The sequence below is a fragment of the Nonomuraea sp. NPDC048881 genome (assembly GCF_040649795.1).
GTDB lineage: Bacteria > Actinomycetota > Actinomycetes > Streptosporangiales > Streptosporangiaceae > Nonomuraea.
This window is the reverse complement of the sequence record NZ_JBEZGC010000002.1, coordinates 547,583-567,415: the sequence shown is the minus strand read 5'-3', so window position 1 is coordinate 567,415 and position 19,833 is coordinate 547,583. Positions and strand designations below refer to the sequence as shown.

Below are 19,833 nucleotides of genomic sequence, written 5' to 3'. Positions count from 1 at the left end.
GGCCATGGAACTGGCGAGCATCCACTTCTATCCCGTCAAGTCCACCGCCGGGCACGACGTCCATGAGGCCGACGTGCAGCCGTGGGGGCTGGCCGGCGACCGGCGTTACCTGGTGACCGACGGCCAGGGCGGCATGCTGACCGCCCGCGAGCACCCCAGGCTGCTGGCCTGCGTGGCCCAGCTCGACGGCGACATCCTCACCCTGACCGGCCCGCACGCGCCCCCGCTGCGGGTCACCCCGACTTCCACCATGACCACCGTGGACGTCTGGCGCACACCCGTGGAGCTCACCGACTGCGGCGACGACGCGGCGCGCTGGCTGTCGGACCTGATCGGCCGCCCGGCGCGGCTGGCCTGGCTCGACGACCCGGCCCGACGTCCCGTCAACCCCGAGTACGGCCTGCCCGGCGACCGGGTGAGCCTGGCCGACGGCTACCCCCTGCTGCTGACCACGACCGCCTCACTCGGCCGGCTCAACGACTGGATCGCCGAGACGGCGGCCGAACGCGGCGAGGAGGTCCCCGAGCCGCTGCCCATGCACCGCTTCCGGCCCAGCGTGGTGATCGACGGGGCGGAGCGGCCGTTCGCCGAGGACGAGTGGAAGCGGCTGCGCATCGGCGCGGTCGCCTTCCGGGTGACCAAGGGCTGCGACCGCTGCGTGCTGACCACGATCGACACCGCGACGTACACCAAGGGCAAGGAGCCCATCAGGACGCTGTCCCGCCACCGCAAGTGGGACGGCAAGGTCTGGTTCGGCATCAACCTGATCCCGGACGCCCCCGGCACGATCACCGTGGGGGATTCCGTCACCATCCTCTGAAAAAGACACCTTTCCCAATAGAAATGGATGCCTGTCCTCTTTGGGGGGATGTCGGGGGCTATGCGAGACTTCACAGGTGACCAGCGCCCCCACGAAACCCCCCGTCTCCCTGCCTGACCTCGTCAGCGTCCAGCGTCGAACCCTGGTCGTCCTGTCCGCCGCGCAGATCGTGGGCGGCGTCGGGGTGGCCGTCGGCCTGGCGCTCAGCTCGGTGGTCGTGGACGAGCTGTCCGGCTCGACCGTGATCAGCGGGTTCGCCGGAACCGCGACCGTGCTCGGGGCGGCGCTGCTCGCGCTGCCGACCGCGCGGCTGTCGAGCCTGGGGGGCCGCCGGGTGGGCCTGTCGCTGACCTACCTGGCGGCGCTGGCGGGCTGCGCGCTCTCGGTGGCCGCGATCAGCCTGGGCAACTGGCCGCTGCTGCTGGCCGGGCTGGTGCTGGTCGGCGGCGGCAGCGCGGGCAGCCTGGCGGCCCGCTACTCGGCCACCGACCTGTCGCCGCAGGGCCACTCGGCCCGGCACCTGTCGCTGGTGGTGTGGGCCTCGACCGTCGGCTCGGTCGCCGGGCCCAACCTGGCCGAGCCCGCCGACCGGATGGGGATCGAGGCCGGGCTGGCGGCCAAGGCGGGGCCGTTCGCGTTCGCGGCGCTGGCGTTCGCCGTGGCGCTGGTGATCATCATCGGCGGCCTGCGCCCGGACCCGCTCAAGCTGGCCCGCACGCTGGACGGCGCCCCCGAGCCCGGCCCCGGCCGTCACCGCACGATCAGGACGGGCCTGCGCACGCTGCGCGAGACCCCCATGGCCCGCCGCGCGCTCGTCATGATCGCGGTGGCCCACACCGCGATGGTCTCGATCATGTCGATGACGCCCGTGAAGCTCCACCACGACGGCTCGAACCTGAACGTCATCGGCCTGGTGATCAGCCTGCACATCGCCGGCATGTACATGTTCTCGCCGGTCGTCGGCTGGCTGGCCGACCGGGCGGGCAAGGTGCCGGTGCTGGTGCTCGGGTCGGCGCTGCTGCTGGCCGCGGCCGTCCTGGCGGGCACGGCGGGGCACCGGGTGTGGCAGGTGACGACGGCCCTGGTCGTGCTCGGGCTCGGCTGGTCGTGCGGGCTGGTCGCCGGGTCGGCGCTGGTCACCGAGTCGGTGCCGATCGACCGCCGGCCCGCCGTGCAGGGCCTGTCCGACCTGCTGATGAACGTCTGCGGCGCCACCGGGACGATCATCGCGGGCGCCATCGTGGGCATCCTGTCCTACGGCGTGCTCGGCCTGGTCGTCGGCGTCATGGTCACGCTGGCCGGGCTCTGGCTGGTCTCGGCCCGGTACCGCGACAGACCGGCCTGAACGGTCACTTGGCGTCGGCGTAGCACCCCACGGCCACCGTCTCCATCGGGAAGCGCACCGGGGTCGAGCCGAACAGCAGCCTGCTCGCCTCCGCGGCCGCCGCCGTCACCGCCGCGGTGACCTCCTCGGCCTGCTCCAGCGGGCAGTGCACCATGACCTCGTCGTGCTGGAAGAACACCAGCCTGGCGGGCTCGGGCAGCAGCCCGCGCAGCACCGCCAGCAGCGCCAGCGCCCATTCGGCGGCCGTGCCCTGCACCACGAAGTTCCTGGTGAACCTGCCCCGGTCGCGGGCCGCCCGGCCGCCCTCCGGGCCGGACACCAGCTCCTTCCACCGCCCGGACGGCGGCGGGCTGGTCCGCCCGAGCCACGACCGCACCAGCCGCCCCTCCTCCCCGGCCTTGGCCGCGTCCTCCACGAACTGGTACGCCTTGGGGAAGCGCTGGCGCATGACGGCCAGCAGCTTGGAGGCGTCGCCGCTGGTGCCGCCGTACATGGCGGACAGCATGGCGATCTTGGCGTTCCCGCGCTCGCCGCCGAACGACTGGGCCAGCGCCGAGTACAGGTCGATCTCCCCCGCCGCCCTGGCCAGCCCGCCGTCGCCGGCCATCGCGGCCAGCACCCTCGGCTCCAGCTGGGCCGCGTCGGCGACGACCAGCGTCCATCCCGCGTCGGCCACCACGACCCGGCGCATCACCTTGGGGATCTGCAGCGCGCCGCCGCCACTGGTCGCCCACCGGCCGGACACCACGCCGCCGACGACGTACTCGGGCCGGAAGCGCCCGCCGCGCACCCACTGATCGGCCCACACCCAGCCGTGGAAGCTGTAGAGCCGGGCCAGCTCCTTGTAGGCCAGCAGCGGCGCGACGGCGGGATGGTCGATCTTCTTCAGCTCCCACGACCGGGTCGTCTTCAGCGCCACCCCCGCCCCCTTGAACGCCTTGACCAGCTGCTGCACCGAGTCGGGGTTGACCGGCCGCCCGAAGGCCGCCGCCACCTCGTCGGCCAGCGCCTGCAGCTTGGCCGGGCGCATGCCGTGCACGGGCCGCGGGCCGAGCAGGTCGGTGAGCAGCGCGTCGTGCACGTCCAGGCGCCAGGGCATGCCCTCGTGCGACATCTCGGCCGCGACCAGCGCGCCCGCGGACTCGGCGGCGACCAGCAGCCGGAAGCGGCCGGGCTCGGGCAGCGCCTCGATCCGGCGGAGCTGGTCGGCCAGCACCTCGGCCACCGCCTCGGCACCCAGCGGCTCCGGCGCGAACAACGTGCCGGGCACGCTGGGCTGGTCGTCGGGCACCGGCAGGCCGTGCAGCCGGGCGTGGGCGGCCCGCGCCGAGCGCGGCTCGCCGTAGCGGCCCTCGTGGGCGAGCAGCAACCCCTCGGTGAGCGCGAGGTCGTGGCAGCGCGCGACCCGCACGCCCTGCTCCAGCAGCTGAGGGTACGTCTCCCGCGTGTCGGCCCAGACCCACCGCGGCCCGCCCCCGGACTCCAGCTCCCGCACCGCGGACGCCGGGTCGGCCGCGCGCCGGGCCGTTCCTCCGACGGGGAGCACCGTCTCCCCCGCTACCACGACATACACGCACATAAGGGTGCCAAACGGCTACGACAAATCGATGTGCACCTCGTCCTCCAACGGCGGCCGGAGCTCCTGCTCCAGGCAGCCGGTGGCGGCGAAACAGCGCAGGGTCAGCCGGTCGGGCGTGACCGACACGTGCAGGAACTGCTTGAAGAACGGCGGCTGGTCCCAGTCGGACAGCTCCGACAGGAAGCGGTGGAACACCTTGTCCACCGGCAGCCTGAACGGCCACGGCCAGGCGCCGAGCAGCCGCGCCGCCCAGCGCATCCGCCGGGTCACCGTGACCGCGCCCTCGACCGGCCGGGCCGGACGGTTGCCGATCCGGCTGGACATGATGCACACCGCCTCGTCGGGGGTGAGGCAGAGCCACTTCATCCGCAGGCGGCGGGCGTAGAGCTGGCTGTAGAAGGACAGCGAGTCGCCGCGCAGCGGGTAGCACTTGAAGTCGTCCTCGGCCACGCCGGCGACGTCCACCCTGCCGATGATGTGGGTGGCGTGCATGAAGGCGCCGCCGCCGCCGGTCACGATGTACTGGATCACCCGGTCGCCCACCTTGACCGGATAGCGCTGGTAGTTGTGCACGTCTCCGCCGATGGCCGCGACGTACCGGTGGGCCGGGTCGCGCACGATGTCATCGATCGTGCCGCCTTCCTCCAGCGGTGACGGCTTGTGCACGTTGCCGGTGTAGATGGGCTTCCCGGTCACCAGGATCTTCGGCCGCGGGTCGAGCGAGACGCGGCGCAGCCAGGCCGTCTGGGCCTTGTCGATCACGTTCTTGATGCCGGTGTCCACACCCACGACCAGCAGGCTGTCGCTCTCGATCGCCCAGTACGGCGCCGGCTGCGCGGCCTGCTGTGCCGGCCGTCCCCGGAGCTCGCGCGCCTCGGCCAGCCTGCCCTCGTCGATCGTCTCCGGCCTGCGCCACAGCAGCCCGCGCAGCCCGCGGTCCGGCTTCGGCTTGAGCGGCGGGGCGTCGCAGAAGACCCGCATGAAGCCGCCGAGCCCGTCGTACCAGTCGTGGTTGCCGGGGATCGCGTAGATCGGCGCCTCGTAGTCCTTGTACGGGCGGAAGAACTTGTTCCCGTACTCGTTGCCCGACCCCGTCGGGTAGATGACGTCGCTGGCGATGACCGCGAACGAGGTGTCCTGCCCGAGCCTCAGCATCCCGGGGACGACGGCGTACTGGGAGGCGTCGCCCTCGCCGGTGTCGCCCAGAATCAGGAAATTGAAATTTCCCCCGACGCCGGGCTTGATGCGAAATTCCGGATCTATCCCGCGGGCTTCCTGAGCCGCGATCCACCGTTTCCGCACCTCCCCCGAAGGATCACCGAACAAGGTCGCCAGGATCTCGTTCCTGGACAACCAGAGCGTGCGTAAATTCAGCCAGGTGAATCCGCCCTTGTCCGGTCTGAGCTGGGCGAACGTCCCCGGTTGCGCACAGGACCAGCCGGCCCCCGCCTCCGACACCCGTGACGAATGCTGCTTCCCGCGCTCGGCCGCGACTTCCACCATGACCACATCTTTACCGGCATCCACCATTCGCGCACACTCCACGCTCCGTACTCCCGGAAACACAGATGGTGCGGCATGGTGTAACCTCACGTCCCCAAGCAAGCCCTTGGGACGCGGAGGTGGGCTCCCATGAACCGGAACGGCCCGGACGACGCGACCAGGATGGGCCGCCCCGACGCGGCGGCCGTGCAGGCGTTACTCGCCTACGCCCTCACCCTCCCCCGCCGGGGCGGCCGGGGCGTCGACCGGGCGCTCGAGGCCGTCGCCCAGAGCCGGGCGCTGGCCGCCCGCTCCCCCGCCGAGCACACCGGCCTGCTGGCCCACTGCCTGCGCACCACGGCCAGGCTGCTGCTCGACCGCTCCCGCGCCACCGAGGCGCTGCCCATGGCGCAGGAGGCCGTGGCGCTCAGCCGCGGGCTGGACGGCGGCCACCTCGCGGTCTCCCTCTACCGGCTGGCCGAGGCGTACGAGGCCCTCCACCGCTACAGCGACGCCGCCGAGACGCTGGCGGAGGCCGATCAGATCCCCGGCGGCGACTGAGGGACCAGCACCCCCGGGTTGAGGATCCCCGCCGGGTCCAGCCGGTCCTTGACGGCCTGGAGCACGCCCACGCCCAGCGGGCCCAGCTCCGCGCCGTAGGCGTCCCGGTGGTCGCGGCCCACCCCGTGGTGGTGCGAGATCGTCCCGCCGGCCTCGACGATCGCCGCGTTCACCGCCTCCTTGGCCCGCTCCCACTGCTCGACCGGGTCGCCCTGCTGCGGGGTCACGACAGTGAAGTACAGCGAGGCGCCGGTCTCGTACACGTGCGAGACGTGGCACATGACCAGCGGCGAGCCGAGCGCGCCGAGCAGGGCCAGCCGGACGGCGTCGTACAGGCGCGGCAGGTTCGACCAGAACCCGGCCGTCTCCAGGGTCTCCACGGTGGCGCCCGCGCCGAGCAGCGAGTCGCGCAGGTACGGCGCGGAGAAGCGGCCGTGCTCCCACGCCTGGCCGGGCTCGGGCCCCAGCGGCTCGCCGCCGTGCCGGGCCAGGACCGCGGCGGCCGCGGCGTGCCGGTGGCCGATCCAGTCGCCCTCGACGCCGAGGATCACCAGGCAGCCGGAGCCGCCGCCGCCGATCGCGTCCGGCCGGGCCAGGCCGATCATGGTCTCGGTCTCGTCGGAGAGCCGCAGCACGGTGGGAAGCGGGCCTTCCTGGGCGAGTGACCGCACGGCGGCCGTCCCCGCTCGGAACGACTCGAACCGCCAGCCCTCGTAGCGGCGCTCGGCCGGCCGCCTGCGCACCCGCAGGCGCAGCGACGTGATGACGCCGAACGCCCCCTCCGAGCCCAGGACGAGCTGGCGCAGATCGGGCCCGGCCGCGGACTTGGGCGCGCGGCCCAGCTCCAGCGTCCCGGACGGCGTCGCCAGGGTGAGGCCGACGACCATGTCGTCGAAGCGCCCGTACCCGGCCGAGGCCTGGCCGCTGGAGCGGGCCGCGGCGAAGCCGCCGAGGGTGGCGTACTCGAAGGACTGGGGGAAGTGCCCCAGCGTGAGGCCGTGCTCGGCGAGCAGCCGCTCGGCTTCGGGGGCGCGCACGCCCGGCTCGAAGTCGGCCACCATCGACTCGGCGTCCACCGAGCGCAGCCGGTCGAGCCGGCCCAGGTCGAGCGCGATCACGCCGGTGAAGCCGGCCCGCGCGGCCACGAGCCCGCCGACGACGGAGGTGCCGCCGCCGAACGGCACGACCGCGACCCGCTCGGCCGCGCACAGCCGCAGCAGCTCCTCCACCTCCTCGTGCGAGCCGGGCAGCACGACCGCGTCGGGAGCGTCGGAGCCGTCTCCCGCGCGCATCCGCAGCAGGTCGGGCGTGGACTTGCCGCGCGTGTGCCGGAGCCTGGCCTCGTGGGAGGTCAGCACGTGCGCGGGCCCGGTGACGGCCGCGAGCGCGGCCAGCACCGGCTCGGGCAGCGCGACCGGCGGCAGCCGGACCTCCTCGATGGCGGCGGCCGGGGTCTCGGGCGCGCGCACGCCGAGCAGGTCGTGCAGCAGCTTGCGGATCTGTTCGGGCAGCTCGCGGGCCTTGGCGGGGTCGCCCCAGCCACACCACAGCATGGGTTCACCGGTCACGCATACACTGTGACACATGACGTCGAACCGTCACAATGAGGGTGTGCTGGACGCGGCCCGCGCCTGCGTGCTGGCCTACGGCGTGCGCAGGACCACGCTCACGGACGTGGCCAGGCGGGCGGGCGTGTCGCGGATGACGATCTACCGCCGCTGGCCGGACGTGCGCTCGCTGGTCGCGGACCTGATGACGCGGGAGTGGGTCGCGGTCGTGTCGGGGCTCGACCTGTCCGATCCGGTGCCCGCGATCGTGGCGGGCGTGCGCGGGCTGCGCGGGCACCCGCTCTGGCGCAAGATCGTGGAGGCGGACCCCGAGCTGCTGCTGCCGTACCTGCTGGACCGGCGGGGGGCGAGCCACGAGGCGGTGCTGGCCCTGCTGGAGCCGGCCGTCGGCGGGCCGGCCAGGGCGCGGGCCGTGCTGCTGGTCGCCCAGTCGTTCCTGCTGTCGGCCCCCACGATGCTCGACCCCGTGACGCTCGACGACCTGGACGCCGAACTCGCCGCCCTGCTGGAGGCCTACCTTGGATAGCTCGCTGAACGCCCGCAGAAGGACGTACGAACTGGGCGTGGTCGCCGACGGGCGGCGGCTGGACGTGCTGGTGGTGGGGCTCGGCGCGACGGGAGCCGGCGCGGCCCTCGACGCCGCCTCCCGCGGGTTGAGCGTAGCGGCGGTCGACGCGCACGACCTGGCCTTCGGCACGTCGAGGTGGAGCTCCAAGATGGTCCACGGCGGGCTGCGCTACCTGGCCAAGGGCCAGGTGGACGTGGCCTACGAGAGCGCGGTCGAGCGCGGCATCCTGCTCAGGACGACGGCTCCGCACCTGGTCAAGGCCCATCCGTACCTGCTGCCGCTGACGCCGGCGGTCTCCCCTCGGCAGGCCGCCCTGGTGATGACCGGCTACCGGCTCGGCGACGGGCTGCGGACCGCGGCGCGCACGCCGCGCCGCCTGCTGCCCGGCCCCACGCGGCTCGGCGCGGCGCGCGCCCACACGCTCGCGCCGGTGCTGGCGCGCGACGGCCTGCGCGGCGGCCTGCTGTCGTGGGACGGCCGGCTGCTCGACGACGCCCGCCTGGTCGTGGCGCTGGCCAGGACCGCCGCCGGGCACGGCGCCCGCGTCCTGACCCGCTGCCGCGCCCTGCGGCTCACGGACGAGGGCGCCGAGGTGCGCGACGAGCTGACCGGCGAGCGGTTCACCATCCGGGCCAGAGCGGTGGTCAACGCGACGGGCGTGTGGGCCGGGCAGCTCGACCCGGCGGTGCGGCTGCGGCCGTCCCGGGGCAGCCATCTCGTGCTCGACGCCGGGACGCTGCCGGGGCTGATCGCCGGCATGCACGTGCCCATTCCCGGAGAGAGCAACCGATTCGCGCTCGTACTCCCCCAGGGCGACGGCCGCGTCTACGTCGGACTGACCGACGAGCCGCTGGACGGGCCGGTGCCCGACGTCCCCGAGGTGCCCGCCGAGGACGTCACGGCGCTCCTGGAGGTGCTGAACGGCATTCTGGAGGCTCCGGTGACCCCTGAGGCGGTCGCGGGCGCGTACGCGGGCCTGAGGCCGCTCCTGGCCGCGGACGGCCGCACGGCGGACCTCTCGCGCCGGCACGCGGTGCTGTCGGACGGCGGCGTGGTCACGGTCGTCGGGGGCAAACTCACCACATACCGGCGAATGGCCGAGGACGCCATCGACCGGGCTGTCTCCCTCAAAGACCTCAGCGCCGGACCGAGCCGGACGAAGCACATCCCCCTGGTCGGCGCGGGCCCGCAGCCGGACGGGGTGCCGCCCCGGCTGGCCGAGCGGTACGGCAGCGAGGCCGCGGCGGCGTACGAGCTGGTCAAGGCCCACCCCGAGGAGGTCGGGCTCGGCCTGACCAAGGGCGACCTGCTCTGGTCGGTCCGGCACGAGGGCGCGCTCGACGAGGCCGACCTGCTGGACCGCAGGACCAGGATCGGCCTGGTCGCCGCCGACCGCGACCGGGCGCTGCCCGCGACACGCGACGTGCTCGGGACCAGGTGACCCCGGCCCCGAACCCCGCCGATGCGTTAGGTTATCCTTACCTAATTCTTCGGGAAGGGGGAGGCGTTGGCGAGGGGATGCGAGCATCCGGCGGGCTGCCACACGGGAGCCATGCCCACCCTGGCCAGCGCCACCGTGGGAGCCAGGCTCTGGCTGCTCGTCGAGTACGCCGGGCCGTGGCCCTCCCACCTGGAAAGCTTGCAACTTCCTGAAGAAATCTCCGAACTCGTGCGCAGAGCGCTCGAACGCGGTATCAGGCCCCAGCTCATCAGGCGGCCGGGCAAGCGAACCCGCCAGCGGGACCAGGGGATCCGTGTGCTATTGGCCTACGCGGCGGGCGACCGCCCCTGGTTGGCCGGCGGCGTCGTCGCAGGTCCGGACGATCTTGACCTGGACGCCTTCGTGGCCGGAGTGCTCCCGGAGTCCTGCATACTTGAAGACGAGCCGGTATTTCTGGTCTGCACGCACGCCAAGCGCAATGCGTGCTGCGCCCGCATTGGACTACCCCTCGCTCGGTCGCTGGCCGAATCTTTGCCGGACAGAGTGTGGGAAACGTCACACGTTGGCGGCGATCGCTACGCCGCCAACCTCGTGTGCTTGCCACACGGAATTTTCTACGGCAGCATGTCTCAGGCTGCTGCACTGGCAGCGGCTAACGCGTACCGGTCGGGCGAGATCATTCTCGACCGTCTCCGGGGGCGCGCAGGCATCCCTGAGCCATTGCAAGCCGTCGAGCATTTTGCCCGAGCCCATACGGGAGAGTGCTCCGTCGGCGCAGTGGCCGTGGAATCCTCCAGGTCGGACGGCGACGTCACCGAAGCAGTCGTGCGCTGCGGAGACGTCCGGTTCCAGGTTGTGGTTGAGCCATCGGCGTTCACAGCGCCGTGTGGTACGGCTTGCGCCGAGACGATCACCACCTACCGGCTGGTTTCGCTGGACAGGCTCACGCCTGTGCGGTACGCCACGCCCGCCCTCGCCTGACTAGGGAACATCACGGCCCGTCCTTGCGTTGGAACAGTGACGCCAAAAGCGTCCAATGCGGCTCAATTACCGAAATACCTCTCACGAAGGTGGTTTTCTCATGTCTCAGGTACGTCGGCAGCTCGCCCGCCCGCGCCCCAGCTGGGGTTGGCAGGATGATGCCGCGTGCCGGGGTGAGGATCTCGTGCTCTTCTTCGGCCCCGACGGGGAGCGGCAGCCCGAGCGTGACGTACGTGAGCGGAAGGCCAAGGCGATCTGCGCCGGGTGCCCTGTCCGCAACGAGTGCCTAGACTACGCGCTGTCCCGGCCGGAGAAGTACGGCACGTGGGGCGGTCTCAACGAGGACGAGCGCGCCAGCGAGCGTCGCCGTCGCATGCGCCGCGCCGCCAGCGCCGGCATCTCCGCCGCCTGACACACCTCGGCAGCATCAACGATCATCGCGTGATCACTCAGTTGTCCCGATGAACCGGAGCCTGGCCTTCCATGTCCAGGCTCTGGCGAACCCGGTCGGGGCAACTGCCTGATCAGGCCCGAGATCGTCATCCCGCACAAAGCATCGCCCGGCCACCCCCGCCCGACCCAGGGCAGGGGTGGTCGTCGCGTTTCCCGTCGTGCGCGCCTTTCGTCCGGGCATGTACGTAGATAACCGGGCTCTCGCGTGTCCGATTCCTCCGCGAGCGTCCCTGAAGGTCGTCTCCTGTTCGGAATGCCGTCATGTGCCGCCTCTAGCGTGCCCGCCATGAGACGCATCACCACCCTGACGTGCGCGGCGGCCCTGGCGCTCGCCCTCGCCGCCCCGGCCACCGCCGCCCTGGCCGACCCCGCCCGGCCCGGCGACCGCGGACCCGCCGCGTTCGGCCGCGCCACGCTGACCGGCTTCGCCGCGCTGCCCGCGCAGACCTACGTGCCCGGCAGCGAGCCGTCGGGCTCCCTCCTCGGCGCCGCGCCGGTCAACGGCGTCACCCCGCCCTTCCCCGGCCAGCCCGTGCAGGGCTTCAGCGGCATCGCCCGCCGCCACGACGGCACCTTCGACGTGCTGTCCGACAACGGCTTCGGCAACAAGGCCAACAGCGCCGACTTCCTCCTGCGCGTGCACCGCGTCAAGCCGGACTTCGCCGCCAGGACGGTCGAGGTGCTCGGCGGCTTCAACCTGACCGACCCGCGGGGGCTCGTCCCGTTCGCCCTGACCCGCCAGGACCGTACGCTGACGGGCTCCGACTTCGACGTCGAGTCGATCGTGCGCGCGACCGACGGCACGTACTGGATCGGCGACGAGTTCGGGCCGTTCCTGCTGCACTTCGACCGCAAGGGCCGGCTGCTCGACGCCCCGATCGAGCTGCCCGGCGTCAAGGCCCCCGAGAACCCCTGGCTGAACGGCGCCCAGCCCAATCTGGCCAGCTCCAAGGGCTTCGAGGGCATGGCCAGGTCGGTGGACGGCCGCCGGCTCTACCCGCTGCTCGAAGGCACGGTGAACGGCGACCCCGCGGGCACTCTGCGGATGAACGAGTTCGACCTGCGCAAGCGCGCATACACCGGGCGCACGTGGACGTACCGGCTGGAGGACCCCGCGCACTCCATCGGCGACGCCGTCGCCGTGGACGCGAACCGATTCCTGATCATCGAGCGGGACAACCTCCAGGGCGACGCGGCCAAGGTCAAGCGCGTCTACCTGGCCGACACGCGCGACCGCGACCACGACGGCGCCCTGGACAAGACGCAGGTGGCCGACCTGCTCGACCTGGCCGACCCGCGCGGCCTCGGCGGCGCGCCCGGCACGTTCCGGTTCCCGTTCCAGACCATCGAGGACGTCGTCGTCCTCGACGACCGCACCCTGGGCCTGCTGGACGACAACAACTTCCCCTTCTCCAGCGGCCGCACGCCGGGCCGTCCCGACGACAACGAGTTCATCACCGTCCGGCTCTCGCGCGGCCTTCAGGCCGATCCGCGAATTCTCCGGTAGAAGCATGTAGAGAAGCGTGGGACGGCTCCGACCTCCTGCTGACAAGAGCCCGCAGAAGGAGTTCGACATGCAGTCCACGGTTCAGACCGTCACCTCGGCCGACGGCACCCGCATCGCGTTCGAGAGCAGCGGCGAGGGCCACCCGGTGATCCTGGTGGGCGGCGCCTTCAACGACCGCACCACCGTCGCCGCCCTCGCCGCCGCGCTCGCCCCCGGTTTCCACGCGATCGCCCACGACCGCCGCGGCCGGGGCGGCAGCGGCGACGCGCCCGCCTACGCCGTCGAGCGCGAGATCGAGGACCTCGCCGCGCTGATCGAGCACGCGGGCGGCTCGGCGAGCGTCTTCGGCCACTCCTCCGGCGCCATCCTCGCGCTGGAGGCCGCCGCGTACGGGCTGCCGATCGCCCGCCTGGCCGTCTACGAGCCGCCGTACGTCGTGGACGGCGCGCGCACCGCGCCCGGCGGCGACTTCGCCGAGCGGCTGCGCGCCCTCGTCGAGGGCGATCGCCGCGACGAGGCCGTGGCGCTGTTCCTGACCGAGGGCGCCGACGTGCCCGCGGAGGTGGTGGCGGGCATGCGGTCGGAGCCCGTGTGGGGCTGGTTCACCAGCCTGGCGCACACGCTCGCCTACGACGCCGCCGTGTGCGGTCCGGGGCAGTCACTGCCGGTCGAGCGGCTGTACGGCATCACCGTGCCCACCCTGGCGATCGGCGGCGACCAGTCCCCGAAGTGGATGCTGGACGCCGTGCGGGCCGTCGCCGACGCCGTGCCGGGCGCCCGGCACGTGGTGCTGCCCGGCGAGGACCACGGCGTGCTCGGCCGGCCGGAGGCGCTGCTGCCGACGCTGACGGACTTCCTGTCCTGAGCGGATCCGTCCAGAATGAAACGATCCTGAGCGGGATCATTCGCTTCCGGGGGGTTTGCCGAGGGCGTCGCGGAGCTCCGCCGCCGCCTCCGGGGTCAGCAGGGGGTGGGAGTAGAGGTCGAGCAGGGTGAGCGCGAGCAGGTGGGCGCCCTCGGGGCTGAACACGTCCACGCCGAGGCCGCGGGAGACGTGCTTGTGCAGCACGCCGACCGACAGCGACATGGCCGTGGACACGGTCGCGCGCGCCCTGCGCCCGGCGAACGGCTCGTCGGTGCGGGTCTCGTCGAGCTCCGCCAGCCACCGCTCGCTCAGCTCGGCGATGCCGTCGAACAGCGGCGCCGCCCAGCCCTCGGCCAGCGCCCGCGCCACGTACAGCCGGTAGGGCGCCAGCGCGTCGAGCGCCGCGGCCACGGGGTTGCGCCCGGCGGGCACGGCGCCGGCGCGGACGTCGTCGTCGATCCGCCGGACGAGCCTGATCAGGTGTTCGTCGCACGCCTCGCGCAACGCCTGCTTGGAGCCGTAATGGTGGCGCAGCAGCCCCGGGGACACCCCGGCGGTCCCGGCGATGGCGCGGGTCGTGGCCCCCTCGAAGCCGTGCTCGCCGAAGTGCAGCAGCGCCGCCTCCCTGATGCGGGCGCGCGCGGTGAGGTCTTCGGGCTCGGTCATGCGGTACGGCTCCCGTCCGGACGTGCGGATCGTGACGACCCTACACGCGGGCGCACGAAGCGGACGGCGATAAGGTGCCCTGCATGCCGGATTCAGCGCTCGTGACCGCGGACGACCTCGACCAGGCCGTCGCCCTCGCCGTCGACACGCTGCGGGACGCGCCGCCGCAGGCGTGGGAGGCGAAGGCGGGCTCACTGGAGTGGACCTGCTGGGAGACCGTCGAGCACCTCGCCGACGACCTGTTCGCCTACGCCGCCCAGCTCGGGCTCAGCGTGCCGCCGCTGGACACGTACGTGCCCTTCGTGCTGGAGCGGCGCAGGCCCGGCGGCCCCAACAACACCATCCACGCCGACCGCGCGGCCGGGCCCACCGGGCTGCTGCAGGTGCTCCAGACCTCCGGCGCGCTGCTGTCGGCCATGGTCCGCACCGCGCCGCCGCAGGCGCGCGGTCATCACATCTTCGGCATGGCGGACGCGTCGGCGACCGCCGCGATGGGCCTGGTGGAAACGCTCGTGCATATGCACGACGTGTCCGAGGGGCTGGGACTGGCCTGGGAGCCGCCCGCCGACCTGTGCTCGCGGGTGCTGGCCCGCCTGTTCCCCGACGTCCCCGTGGACACCGCCCCCTGGGCCACGCTGCTGTGGGCGACCGGCCGCGGCGAGCTGCCCGGACGGCCGCGCCTGACCCGGTGGCGCTGGTACAACGAACCCCGCTGATCAGACGGGGGATCAGACCGGGTGCTCAGACGATCAGGTCGTCGAACTCGCCGTCCTTGGCCCCCAGGACGAACGCGCTGATCTCGGCCTGCGTGTAGACCAGCGCGGGGCCGTCGGGGAACCGGGAGTTGCGCATGGCGATCTCACCCGTGGGCAGGCCCGCGACCTCGACGCAGTTGCCGTTGGGATTGCTTCGCCTGCTCTTGCGCCACACGACGGGGAGGTGACCGGCGGGCGTTCCGTTCCGGAACTCGTGCATGGGGGAAGCTCCTAGCGATCTTACGGATGCACGTGCATCCGCGTTTGCGCTGACCATACGACAGCACGACAGACTCCATATACCGGATGACCAAAAATCCGACTATGGAGTGGATCACAGGAGTTTCAGCAGCTCATCCGGAAATGAGCTGTTCCAGAAAGCGCCGTGTCTGCTTCGGCTCCAGGGCCTGGATGCTCAGCCGGTCCATGACCTCCATGTAGTGGTCGGAGTCGGCCGGCTTGTCCAGATAGAGGGCGCTGGTGAGCTGCTCCATGTAGACCACGTCGGGCAGCTCGCGCTCGGGGAAACGCAGGATGCTGAACGAACCGCCGGCCGCCGCGTGCCCGCCGCTCTCGAACGGCATCACCTGGACGGTGACGTTGCGCTCCTCCGTGGCGTCGAGCAGGTGGCGGATCTGCTCCCGCATGACGCCGGCCCCGCCGAGCCCCCGCCGCAGGACGGCCTCGTCGATCACGGCCCACAGCTTGAGCCCGCTCTCCAGCCGCTTCTGCCGGGTGGTGCGCAGGGTGACGCGGCGGTCGAGCTCGGGGTCGAGCGCCTTCTCGTTGCCGAGCCGGATCACGGCCTTGGCGTACGCGGGCGTCTGCAGCAGGCCGGGGACGAACTGGTTCTCGAACGTGCGGATGGCCGAGGCGGCCCCCTCCAGCCCGATGTAGACCTCGAACCAGCCGGGCAGCAGGTCGCCGTACTTGTGCCACCAGCCCGGCGCGTTGGCCTGCCGGGCCAGGGCGAGCAGCGGCTCGCGGTCGTCCGGGGCGGTGACGCCGTAGAGGGTGAGCAGGTCGGCGACGTCCCGTTGTTTGAAACTGACCTGACCGAGCTCAAGTCGGCTGATCTTCGCATGAGATGCGCGAATGGAGTACCCGGCATCCTCCCGGGAGATACCCTTCTCGGTACGGAGCCTGCGCAGTTGCGTACCCAGCAGGATCCGCAGCACCGTCGGGCTTCCCGGCGTGTAGCTGAGAAGCTTTCCCTCCGCGCTCTGTGCGCTCACTCGACCGCTCCTAGATCATCTGCACGTGCAGATGGTATTCGCATCGGTAAAACACGAAAAGTCTTGCATCACTACCCACACCCCGTAAAGATGGGCACTGGATCACCAGACCGCGCTTCGGGGGCCAGAATGACGACTTTCGACGCTCGGCCGCAAGCCGCCATCGGTTCCGGGCCACCAGGGTGGCTCGCCACCATTCTGGTGGATGGGCGCGCCGGAGAGTGCGACGCGGTGTTCCCCTTCCACGAGCGCACCGCGTTCGAACCGGCCTGCGTGGCGATGGCCCGGCGGTTCGTGGACCAGACGCTCACCTCGTGGGCCGCCGCCGACCTGGCCTACGACGTGCAACTGGTGGTCTCCGAGCTGGTCACGAACGCGATGCGGCACGGCGGCGGAGCCGTGCAGCTCCGGCTGCTCTTCCGCCGGCCCGAGCTGGCCTGCGTGGTGACCGACCACAGCCAGACCGTCCCGGTGGCGGCGCCGGCCGACGTGTTCGCCGAATTCGGGCGCGGGCTTCGGCTGGTCGACGCGCTCTGCAGCGCGTGGGGCTGGTTCGCCCCCGGCGGCTCGCGGAAGCTGGTCTGGGCGGTCCTGTCCGCATAGACACCGGTACGAGCGGCGCCGTCCGGTGAGGGTCACCGCCGCTCCAGGAGGTCGAGCACGTCGTCGTCGGTGAGCTGGTCGAAGTGTTCGTACCACTGGCCGACCGCCCTGAAGTCGATCGGGGTCAGCAGCACCACCACCTCGTCGGCCTCCGCACGCATCATCTCGACGGTCTCCTCCGCGCCGACCGGCACGGCCAGCGTCACCCTGGCGGGGCGGGCCGCGGCCACCGCGCGCAGGGCGGCCCGTGCCGTCACGCCCGTGGCCAGGCCGTCGTCCACGACGATCACCTCACGTCCGGCCAGCGGCGGCAGCGGCCGGTCGCCCCGGTAGGCCCGCACCCGCCTGGCCAGCTCGTGCCGCTCCCGCTCGACCACGTCGGCCACGTCCTCGGGCGTCAGGCCCAGCCGGTCGAGCATCGTCAGGTCGAACACCGGCTCGCCGCCCTCGGCGATCGCCCCCACGCCCAGCTCGGGAGCGGGCGGGTAGCCGATCTTCCGGGTGACGAGCACGTCCAGCTCGCCGCCGAGCCGGCGGACGACCGGCACGGCCACGGCGACCCCGCCGCGCGGCAACGCCAGCACGACGGGGTCGCGCACCTCCGGCAGCCGCTCGGCCAGCAACGCCCCGGCCTCGGCCCGATCCGCGAACACCCGCATGACCTGTGCATACCCGCACGACCGGCTCTACTCGCCTTCCTCCCGCACCAGCCAGGAGGAAGGCGAGAAAGCCGGCCGGGGACGGTCAGGGGCGGTAGCGGCTGGAGCGGCGCATCTCCTTGTGGATGATCTTCCACTTGTTCTGCTGCTCCTTACGCAGCCGCGCATCGGTGCGGGACGCCATCCAGGCGGCCTCGCGCTGCAGCTTGCGCCAGCTCTGCAACCGGCGTTCGGGCAGCTCGCCGTTCTCCATGGCGTCCAGGACGGCGCAGCCCGGCTCGCTGACGTGCCCGCAGTCGGCGAAGCGGCACCGCTCGGCCAGCTGCTCGATGTCGGCGAAGACGAGGTCGACGCCCTCGCCGATGTCGTAGAGGCCGATCCGGCGGATGCCCGGGGTGTCGATGATCAGGCCGCCGCCGGGCAGCGGGATCAGCTCCCGGTGGACGGTGGTGTGCCGCCCGCGCCCGTCGGCCGCGCGCACTTGCTGGGTGTCCATTACGCCGGTCTCGGCCAGCGCGTTGACCAGGGTGGACTTGCCCGCGCCGGAAGGCCCGAGCACGACCGCCGTACGCGAGCCGTGCAGGTAGCTCGCGGCCAGCGAGACCCCCTCCCCCAGCACCGAGGAGACGGCGTGCACGTCGACGCCCGGCGCGGCGGCGCGCACGTCGGCCATCAGCTCGTCGAGGCCCGCCTCGAACAGGTCGGACTTGGTCACCAGCACGACGGGCGTGCCGCCGGACTCCCAGGCCAGCGCCACCAGGCGCTCGATGCGGCCGAGGTCGGCGAAGTCGGTCGAGTGCATGGACGGCTCGGCCACGAAGACGACGTCGACGTTGGCCGCGAGCACCTGGCCCTGGCCGTCGCCGGACAGGCCGCCGGTCGAGTGGCGGCTCACGCCGCCCCGGATGAACGCGGTGGTCCTGGAGAGCACCTGGTCGAGCTCGTACCGGCCTTCGGGCAGCCATCTGAGCGCGACCCAGTCGCCGACGCACGGCAGGGCCACCGGGTCGTCGGCGGAGGAACGGCGCACGCGGGCGCCGTAGCGGACGTGGTGCTGACCGTCGGCGGCGATCACCTCGGCGGCGCCGCGGTCGACGCGGGCCACCCGCGCCGGGACGGTGTCAGCAGGAAGCTCGGCGGCGCGCAGATCGGTCCAGCCGAGCAGGGAAAGGTCGTAAGACAAGACGGTGAAACCTTTGATCGAGAAGGAAACGGGCAGCTCAGACGAGGGCCCGGAGGTAGACGGACGACAGGCGGAACAGAACGACCCGCATAGCCCTCACCTCCTCGATCAGTTACGAATGCGACTCTAACCACCCTGTCCCGGCAGATGCAATCGCATTATGTTCGGCGATCCGTTGAACCCCGCCAGGGCGGCCGAGCGTACTCCCTCCCGACGGACGCGAGAAAGGGGAATGATGCGGATCAGCACGTATCCCCCGCCCTCGGCCGAGGGGACGGCCCCGGTGGGCAAGCCGCGCCTACGCCATCTGATCCGGCGGGTGCGACCGGACGACGAGGTGGTCGTGTCCGCGCTCTACCGGGAGTACCACCGGCCGCTGCTGGCCTTCGTGGTACGGCTGACGGCGGGCGACCGGCAGTGGGCGGAAGACGTGGTGCAGGAGACGATGATCCGGGCCTGGCGCAGCGCGGAGCGGCTGGACCCCGACTCGGTCTCGCTCATGCCCTGGCTCGCCACGGTGGCCAGACGCATCGTGATCGACGACCGGCGGCGCAGGGAGGCGCGCCCGCCGGAGTCGGGCGACGGGGCGCTGGACTGCGTGCCGGTGCCGGACGAACTGGAGGGGCTGCTGCGCCAGGTGGTCGTGTCGGAGGCGCTGAAGGCGTTGTCACCGGCGCATCGCGAGATCCTGAACGAGACGATCCTGCGGGACCGGTCGGTCAACGACGCCGCCGCCGCGCTCGGCATCCCGGTGGGCACCGTGAAGTCGCGGGTCTACTACGCGGTCCGCGCGCTGCGGGTCGCGCTGGAGGAGCGGGGGGTGACGGCGTGACCTCGCAAGTCGAGCACACCGACGTGGGCGCCTACGCCCTCGGCCTGCTGGAGGAGGACGACCGGCTGGCCTTCGAGTCCCACCTGCGCACCTGCCCCTCCTGCCGCTTCGAGCTGTCGGACCTGGCGGGGGTCGCGAGCGTGCTGCACGGCATCGGCCCCCTGGAGGACGCCGGCCCTCCTCCCCGTGAGGGGCAGGCCGGCGTGGTCGACCTGCTCCAGCGCAAGAAGGCGGCCGACCGGCGGGCCCGCAGGGGGACGTTCCTGCTCGGGATGGCCGCGGCGGTCGCCCTGGTGGCCGGCGGGCTGACCGTCGGCACGCAGCTCACCGGCGGCGGCGACCCGCCGCAGGCGATGGCGGGACGCGCCGACCACATGGGCCCGGCCGAGCAGTTCTACGCCGACGGCACGCCGATCGCGGGCAAGGGCGTCGGCGGGGTGTCGGGCGGGCTGGTGGTGGAGTCGAAGGGCTGGGGCACGCACGCCGCGCTCAAGCTGTCGGGGGTGAAGGGGCCGCTGGAGTGCGAGCTGGTGTCGGTGGGCAAGTCGGGCGAGCGGCGGGTGATGACCGGATGGTCGGTGCCGGCGCCGGGTTACGGCGTGCCGGGCTCGCCGGCCCCGCTCTACATGCACGGCGGCAGCGCCACGCCGCTGGCGGAGATCGACCGCTTCGAGGTGGTCACCAGGACGGGGACGACCCTGCTCACCGTCAGGACCTGAGGTCGCGGACC

At 72.4% G+C, this 19,833-nt stretch carries 21 protein-coding genes; 13 read left to right on the top strand and 8 right to left on the bottom strand.

Going from position 1 to position 19,833, the window contains the following annotated elements:
* The first annotated feature begins 4 nt into the window (after nucleotides 1-4).
* Both AB0C33_RS08210 and AB0C33_RS08205 read left to right on the top strand, forming a co-directional pair.
* On the top strand, nucleotides 5-820 hold the full coding sequence (locus tag AB0C33_RS08210; RefSeq protein ID WP_358284861.1) for an MOSC N-terminal beta barrel domain-containing protein: 816 nt from the start codon (nucleotides 5-7) through the stop codon (nucleotides 818-820).
* A 76-nt stretch (nucleotides 821-896) separates the two neighbouring features.
* A complete protein-coding gene (locus AB0C33_RS08205; protein WP_358284859.1) occupies nucleotides 897-2,165 on the top strand; it encodes an MFS transporter in 1,269 nt (422 codons plus the stop codon).
* A 4-nt stretch (nucleotides 2,166-2,169) separates the two neighbouring features.
* On the opposite strand, the gene AB0C33_RS08200 is transcribed toward AB0C33_RS08205, so the two are convergent.
* A complete protein-coding gene (locus AB0C33_RS08200; RefSeq protein ID WP_358284857.1) occupies nucleotides 2,170-3,744 on the bottom strand; it encodes a bifunctional 3'-5' exonuclease/DNA polymerase in 1,575 nt (524 codons plus the stop codon).
* 15 nt (nucleotides 3,745-3,759) lie between these two features.
* Nucleotides 3,760-5,247, bottom strand: coding sequence for a metallophosphoesterase (locus tag AB0C33_RS08195; RefSeq protein ID WP_358284855.1), 1,488 nt, complete (start codon nucleotides 5,245-5,247; stop codon nucleotides 3,760-3,762).
* Nucleotides 5,248-5,376: 129 nt separating this feature from the next.
* Between AB0C33_RS08195 and AB0C33_RS08190 the strand changes: the two genes are divergently transcribed.
* Nucleotides 5,377-5,787 (top strand): hypothetical protein, encoded by a 411-nt coding sequence (locus tag AB0C33_RS08190; protein WP_358284852.1) that lies wholly within the window; start codon nucleotides 5,377-5,379, stop codon nucleotides 5,785-5,787.
* On the opposite strand, the gene AB0C33_RS08185 is transcribed toward AB0C33_RS08190, so the two are convergent.
* A complete protein-coding gene (locus tag AB0C33_RS08185) occupies nucleotides 5,766-7,340 on the bottom strand; it encodes an FAD-binding oxidoreductase (protein ID WP_358285972.1) in 1,575 nt (524 codons plus the stop codon). The genes AB0C33_RS08190 and AB0C33_RS08185 overlap by 22 nt on opposite strands.
* A 31-nt stretch (nucleotides 7,341-7,371) precedes the next feature.
* On the opposite strand from AB0C33_RS08185, the gene AB0C33_RS08180 reads away from it, so the two are divergent.
* The 6 genes from AB0C33_RS08180 to AB0C33_RS08155 all read left to right on the top strand — a co-directional run bounded on the left by AB0C33_RS08180 (nucleotide 7,372) and on the right by AB0C33_RS08155 (nucleotide 13,170).
* Nucleotides 7,372-7,881, top strand: a complete 510-nt coding sequence (locus AB0C33_RS08180) for a helix-turn-helix domain-containing protein (RefSeq protein ID WP_352363842.1) — start codon at nucleotides 7,372-7,374, stop codon at nucleotides 7,879-7,881.
* Entirely contained in the window at nucleotides 7,874-9,364 is a 1,491-nt protein-coding gene (locus AB0C33_RS08175) for a glycerol-3-phosphate dehydrogenase/oxidase (RefSeq protein WP_358284849.1), read from the top strand. The genes AB0C33_RS08180 and AB0C33_RS08175 overlap by 8 nt, the downstream gene beginning before the upstream one ends.
* Nucleotides 9,365-9,475: 111 nt before the next feature.
* Nucleotides 9,476-10,345: a sucrase ferredoxin gene (locus tag AB0C33_RS08170; protein ID WP_358284847.1), complete on the top strand. Its 870-nt coding sequence runs from the start codon at nucleotides 9,476-9,478 to the stop codon at nucleotides 10,343-10,345.
* Nucleotides 10,346-10,445: 100 nt separating this feature from the next.
* The gene (locus AB0C33_RS08165) at nucleotides 10,446-10,757 is read left to right on the top strand and encodes a WhiB family transcriptional regulator (protein WP_125634885.1); all 312 of its coding nucleotides are present in this window, start codon (nucleotides 10,446-10,448) and stop codon (nucleotides 10,755-10,757) included.
* A 327-nt stretch (nucleotides 10,758-11,084) separates the two neighbouring features.
* A complete protein-coding gene (locus AB0C33_RS08160; RefSeq protein ID WP_358284845.1) occupies nucleotides 11,085-12,305 on the top strand; it encodes an esterase-like activity of phytase family protein in 1,221 nt (406 codons plus the stop codon).
* 67 nt (nucleotides 12,306-12,372) lie between these two features.
* Nucleotides 12,373-13,170: an alpha/beta hydrolase gene (locus AB0C33_RS08155; RefSeq protein WP_358284843.1), complete on the top strand. Its 798-nt coding sequence runs from the start codon at nucleotides 12,373-12,375 to the stop codon at nucleotides 13,168-13,170.
* Between the two features lie 36 nt (nucleotides 13,171-13,206).
* Here AB0C33_RS08155 and AB0C33_RS08150 read toward each other — a convergent pair whose 3' ends face one another.
* Nucleotides 13,207-13,836 carry a TetR/AcrR family transcriptional regulator gene (locus AB0C33_RS08150; RefSeq protein WP_358284842.1) on the bottom strand — a complete coding sequence of 210 codons (630 nt, stop codon included), beginning with the start codon at nucleotides 13,834-13,836 and terminating at the stop codon, nucleotides 13,207-13,209.
* A gap of 83 nt (nucleotides 13,837-13,919) precedes the next feature.
* Between AB0C33_RS08150 and AB0C33_RS08145 the strand changes: the two genes are divergently transcribed.
* Nucleotides 13,920-14,552 (top strand): maleylpyruvate isomerase N-terminal domain-containing protein, encoded by a 633-nt coding sequence (locus AB0C33_RS08145; protein WP_358284841.1) that lies wholly within the window; start codon nucleotides 13,920-13,922, stop codon nucleotides 14,550-14,552.
* Between the two features lie 25 nt (nucleotides 14,553-14,577).
* Here the strand turns inward: AB0C33_RS08145 and AB0C33_RS08140 are convergent, their stop codons facing one another.
* Both AB0C33_RS08140 and AB0C33_RS08135 read right to left on the bottom strand, forming a co-directional pair.
* Entirely contained in the window at nucleotides 14,578-14,811 is a 234-nt protein-coding gene (locus AB0C33_RS08140; protein ID WP_352327185.1) for a DUF397 domain-containing protein, read from the bottom strand.
* Between the two features lie 133 nt (nucleotides 14,812-14,944).
* Nucleotides 14,945-15,826 (bottom strand): helix-turn-helix transcriptional regulator, encoded by an 882-nt coding sequence (locus AB0C33_RS08135; RefSeq protein WP_358284839.1) that lies wholly within the window; start codon nucleotides 15,824-15,826, stop codon nucleotides 14,945-14,947.
* 231 nt (nucleotides 15,827-16,057) lie between these two features.
* Here AB0C33_RS08135 and AB0C33_RS08130 point away from each other — a divergent pair, with 231 nt between their 5' ends.
* Entirely contained in the window at nucleotides 16,058-16,429 is a 372-nt protein-coding gene (locus AB0C33_RS08130; RefSeq protein WP_358284837.1) for an ATP-binding protein, read from the top strand.
* A 32-nt stretch (nucleotides 16,430-16,461) separates the two neighbouring features.
* Here AB0C33_RS08130 and AB0C33_RS08125 read toward each other — a convergent pair whose 3' ends face one another.
* The gene (locus AB0C33_RS08125) at nucleotides 16,462-17,088 is read right to left on the bottom strand and encodes a phosphoribosyltransferase family protein (RefSeq protein WP_358284834.1); all 627 of its coding nucleotides are present in this window, start codon (nucleotides 17,086-17,088) and stop codon (nucleotides 16,462-16,464) included.
* An 85-nt stretch (nucleotides 17,089-17,173) separates the two neighbouring features.
* Nucleotides 17,174-18,271 carry a ribosome small subunit-dependent GTPase A gene (rsgA, locus tag AB0C33_RS08120; RefSeq protein WP_358284832.1) on the bottom strand — a complete coding sequence of 366 codons (1,098 nt, stop codon included), beginning with the start codon at nucleotides 18,269-18,271 and terminating at the stop codon, nucleotides 17,174-17,176.
* Nucleotides 18,272-18,614: 343 nt separating this feature from the next.
* Between rsgA and AB0C33_RS08115 the strand changes: the two genes are divergently transcribed.
* Together AB0C33_RS08115 and AB0C33_RS08110 are read left to right on the top strand one after the other, a co-directional pair.
* Nucleotides 18,615-19,103 (top strand): sigma-70 family RNA polymerase sigma factor, encoded by a 489-nt coding sequence (locus AB0C33_RS08115; protein ID WP_358285969.1) that lies wholly within the window; start codon nucleotides 18,615-18,617, stop codon nucleotides 19,101-19,103.
* Nucleotides 19,100-19,822, top strand: a complete 723-nt coding sequence (locus tag AB0C33_RS08110; protein ID WP_358284830.1) for a zf-HC2 domain-containing protein — start codon at nucleotides 19,100-19,102, stop codon at nucleotides 19,820-19,822. Before AB0C33_RS08115 ends, AB0C33_RS08110 begins: the two co-directional genes overlap by 4 nt.
* Nucleotides 19,823-19,833 lie beyond the last annotated feature (11 nt).

Excerpts from the sequence above, each read along its gene's own strand:
- AB0C33_RS08150 (WP_358284842.1), bottom strand. The coding sequence starts at position 13,836 with ATGACCGAGCCCGAAGACCTCACCGCGCGCGCCCGCATCAGGGAGGCG.
- AB0C33_RS08170 (WP_358284847.1), top strand. The coding sequence starts at position 9,476 with ATGCCCACCCTGGCCAGCGCCACCGTGGGAGCCAGGCTCTGGCTGCTC.
- AB0C33_RS08200 (WP_358284857.1), bottom strand. The coding sequence starts at position 3,744 with ATGTGCGTGTATGTCGTGGTAGCGGGGGAGACGGTGCTCCCCGTCGGA.
- AB0C33_RS08165 (WP_125634885.1), top strand. The coding sequence starts at position 10,446 with ATGTCTCAGGTACGTCGGCAGCTCGCCCGCCCGCGCCCCAGCTGGGGT.
- AB0C33_RS08190 (WP_358284852.1), top strand. The coding sequence starts at position 5,377 with ATGAACCGGAACGGCCCGGACGACGCGACCAGGATGGGCCGCCCCGAC.
- AB0C33_RS08210 (WP_358284861.1), top strand. The coding sequence starts at position 5 with ATGGAACTGGCGAGCATCCACTTCTATCCCGTCAAGTCCACCGCCGGG.
- AB0C33_RS08195 (WP_358284855.1), bottom strand. The coding sequence starts at position 5,247 with ATGGTGGAAGTCGCGGCCGAGCGCGGGAAGCAGCATTCGTCACGGGTG.
- AB0C33_RS08185 (WP_358285972.1), bottom strand. The coding sequence starts at position 7,340 with ATGCTGTGGTGTGGCTGGGGCGACCCCGCCAAGGCCCGCGAGCTGCCC.
- AB0C33_RS08155 (WP_358284843.1), top strand. The coding sequence starts at position 12,373 with ATGCAGTCCACGGTTCAGACCGTCACCTCGGCCGACGGCACCCGCATC.
- AB0C33_RS08160 (WP_358284845.1), top strand. The coding sequence starts at position 11,085 with ATGAGACGCATCACCACCCTGACGTGCGCGGCGGCCCTGGCGCTCGCC.
- AB0C33_RS08140 (WP_352327185.1), bottom strand. The coding sequence starts at position 14,811 with ATGCACGAGTTCCGGAACGGAACGCCCGCCGGTCACCTCCCCGTCGTG.
- AB0C33_RS08180 (WP_352363842.1), top strand. The coding sequence starts at position 7,372 with ATGACGTCGAACCGTCACAATGAGGGTGTGCTGGACGCGGCCCGCGCC.
- AB0C33_RS08145 (WP_358284841.1), top strand. The coding sequence starts at position 13,920 with ATGCCGGATTCAGCGCTCGTGACCGCGGACGACCTCGACCAGGCCGTC.
- AB0C33_RS08125 (WP_358284834.1), bottom strand. The coding sequence starts at position 17,088 with ATGCGGGTGTTCGCGGATCGGGCCGAGGCCGGGGCGTTGCTGGCCGAG.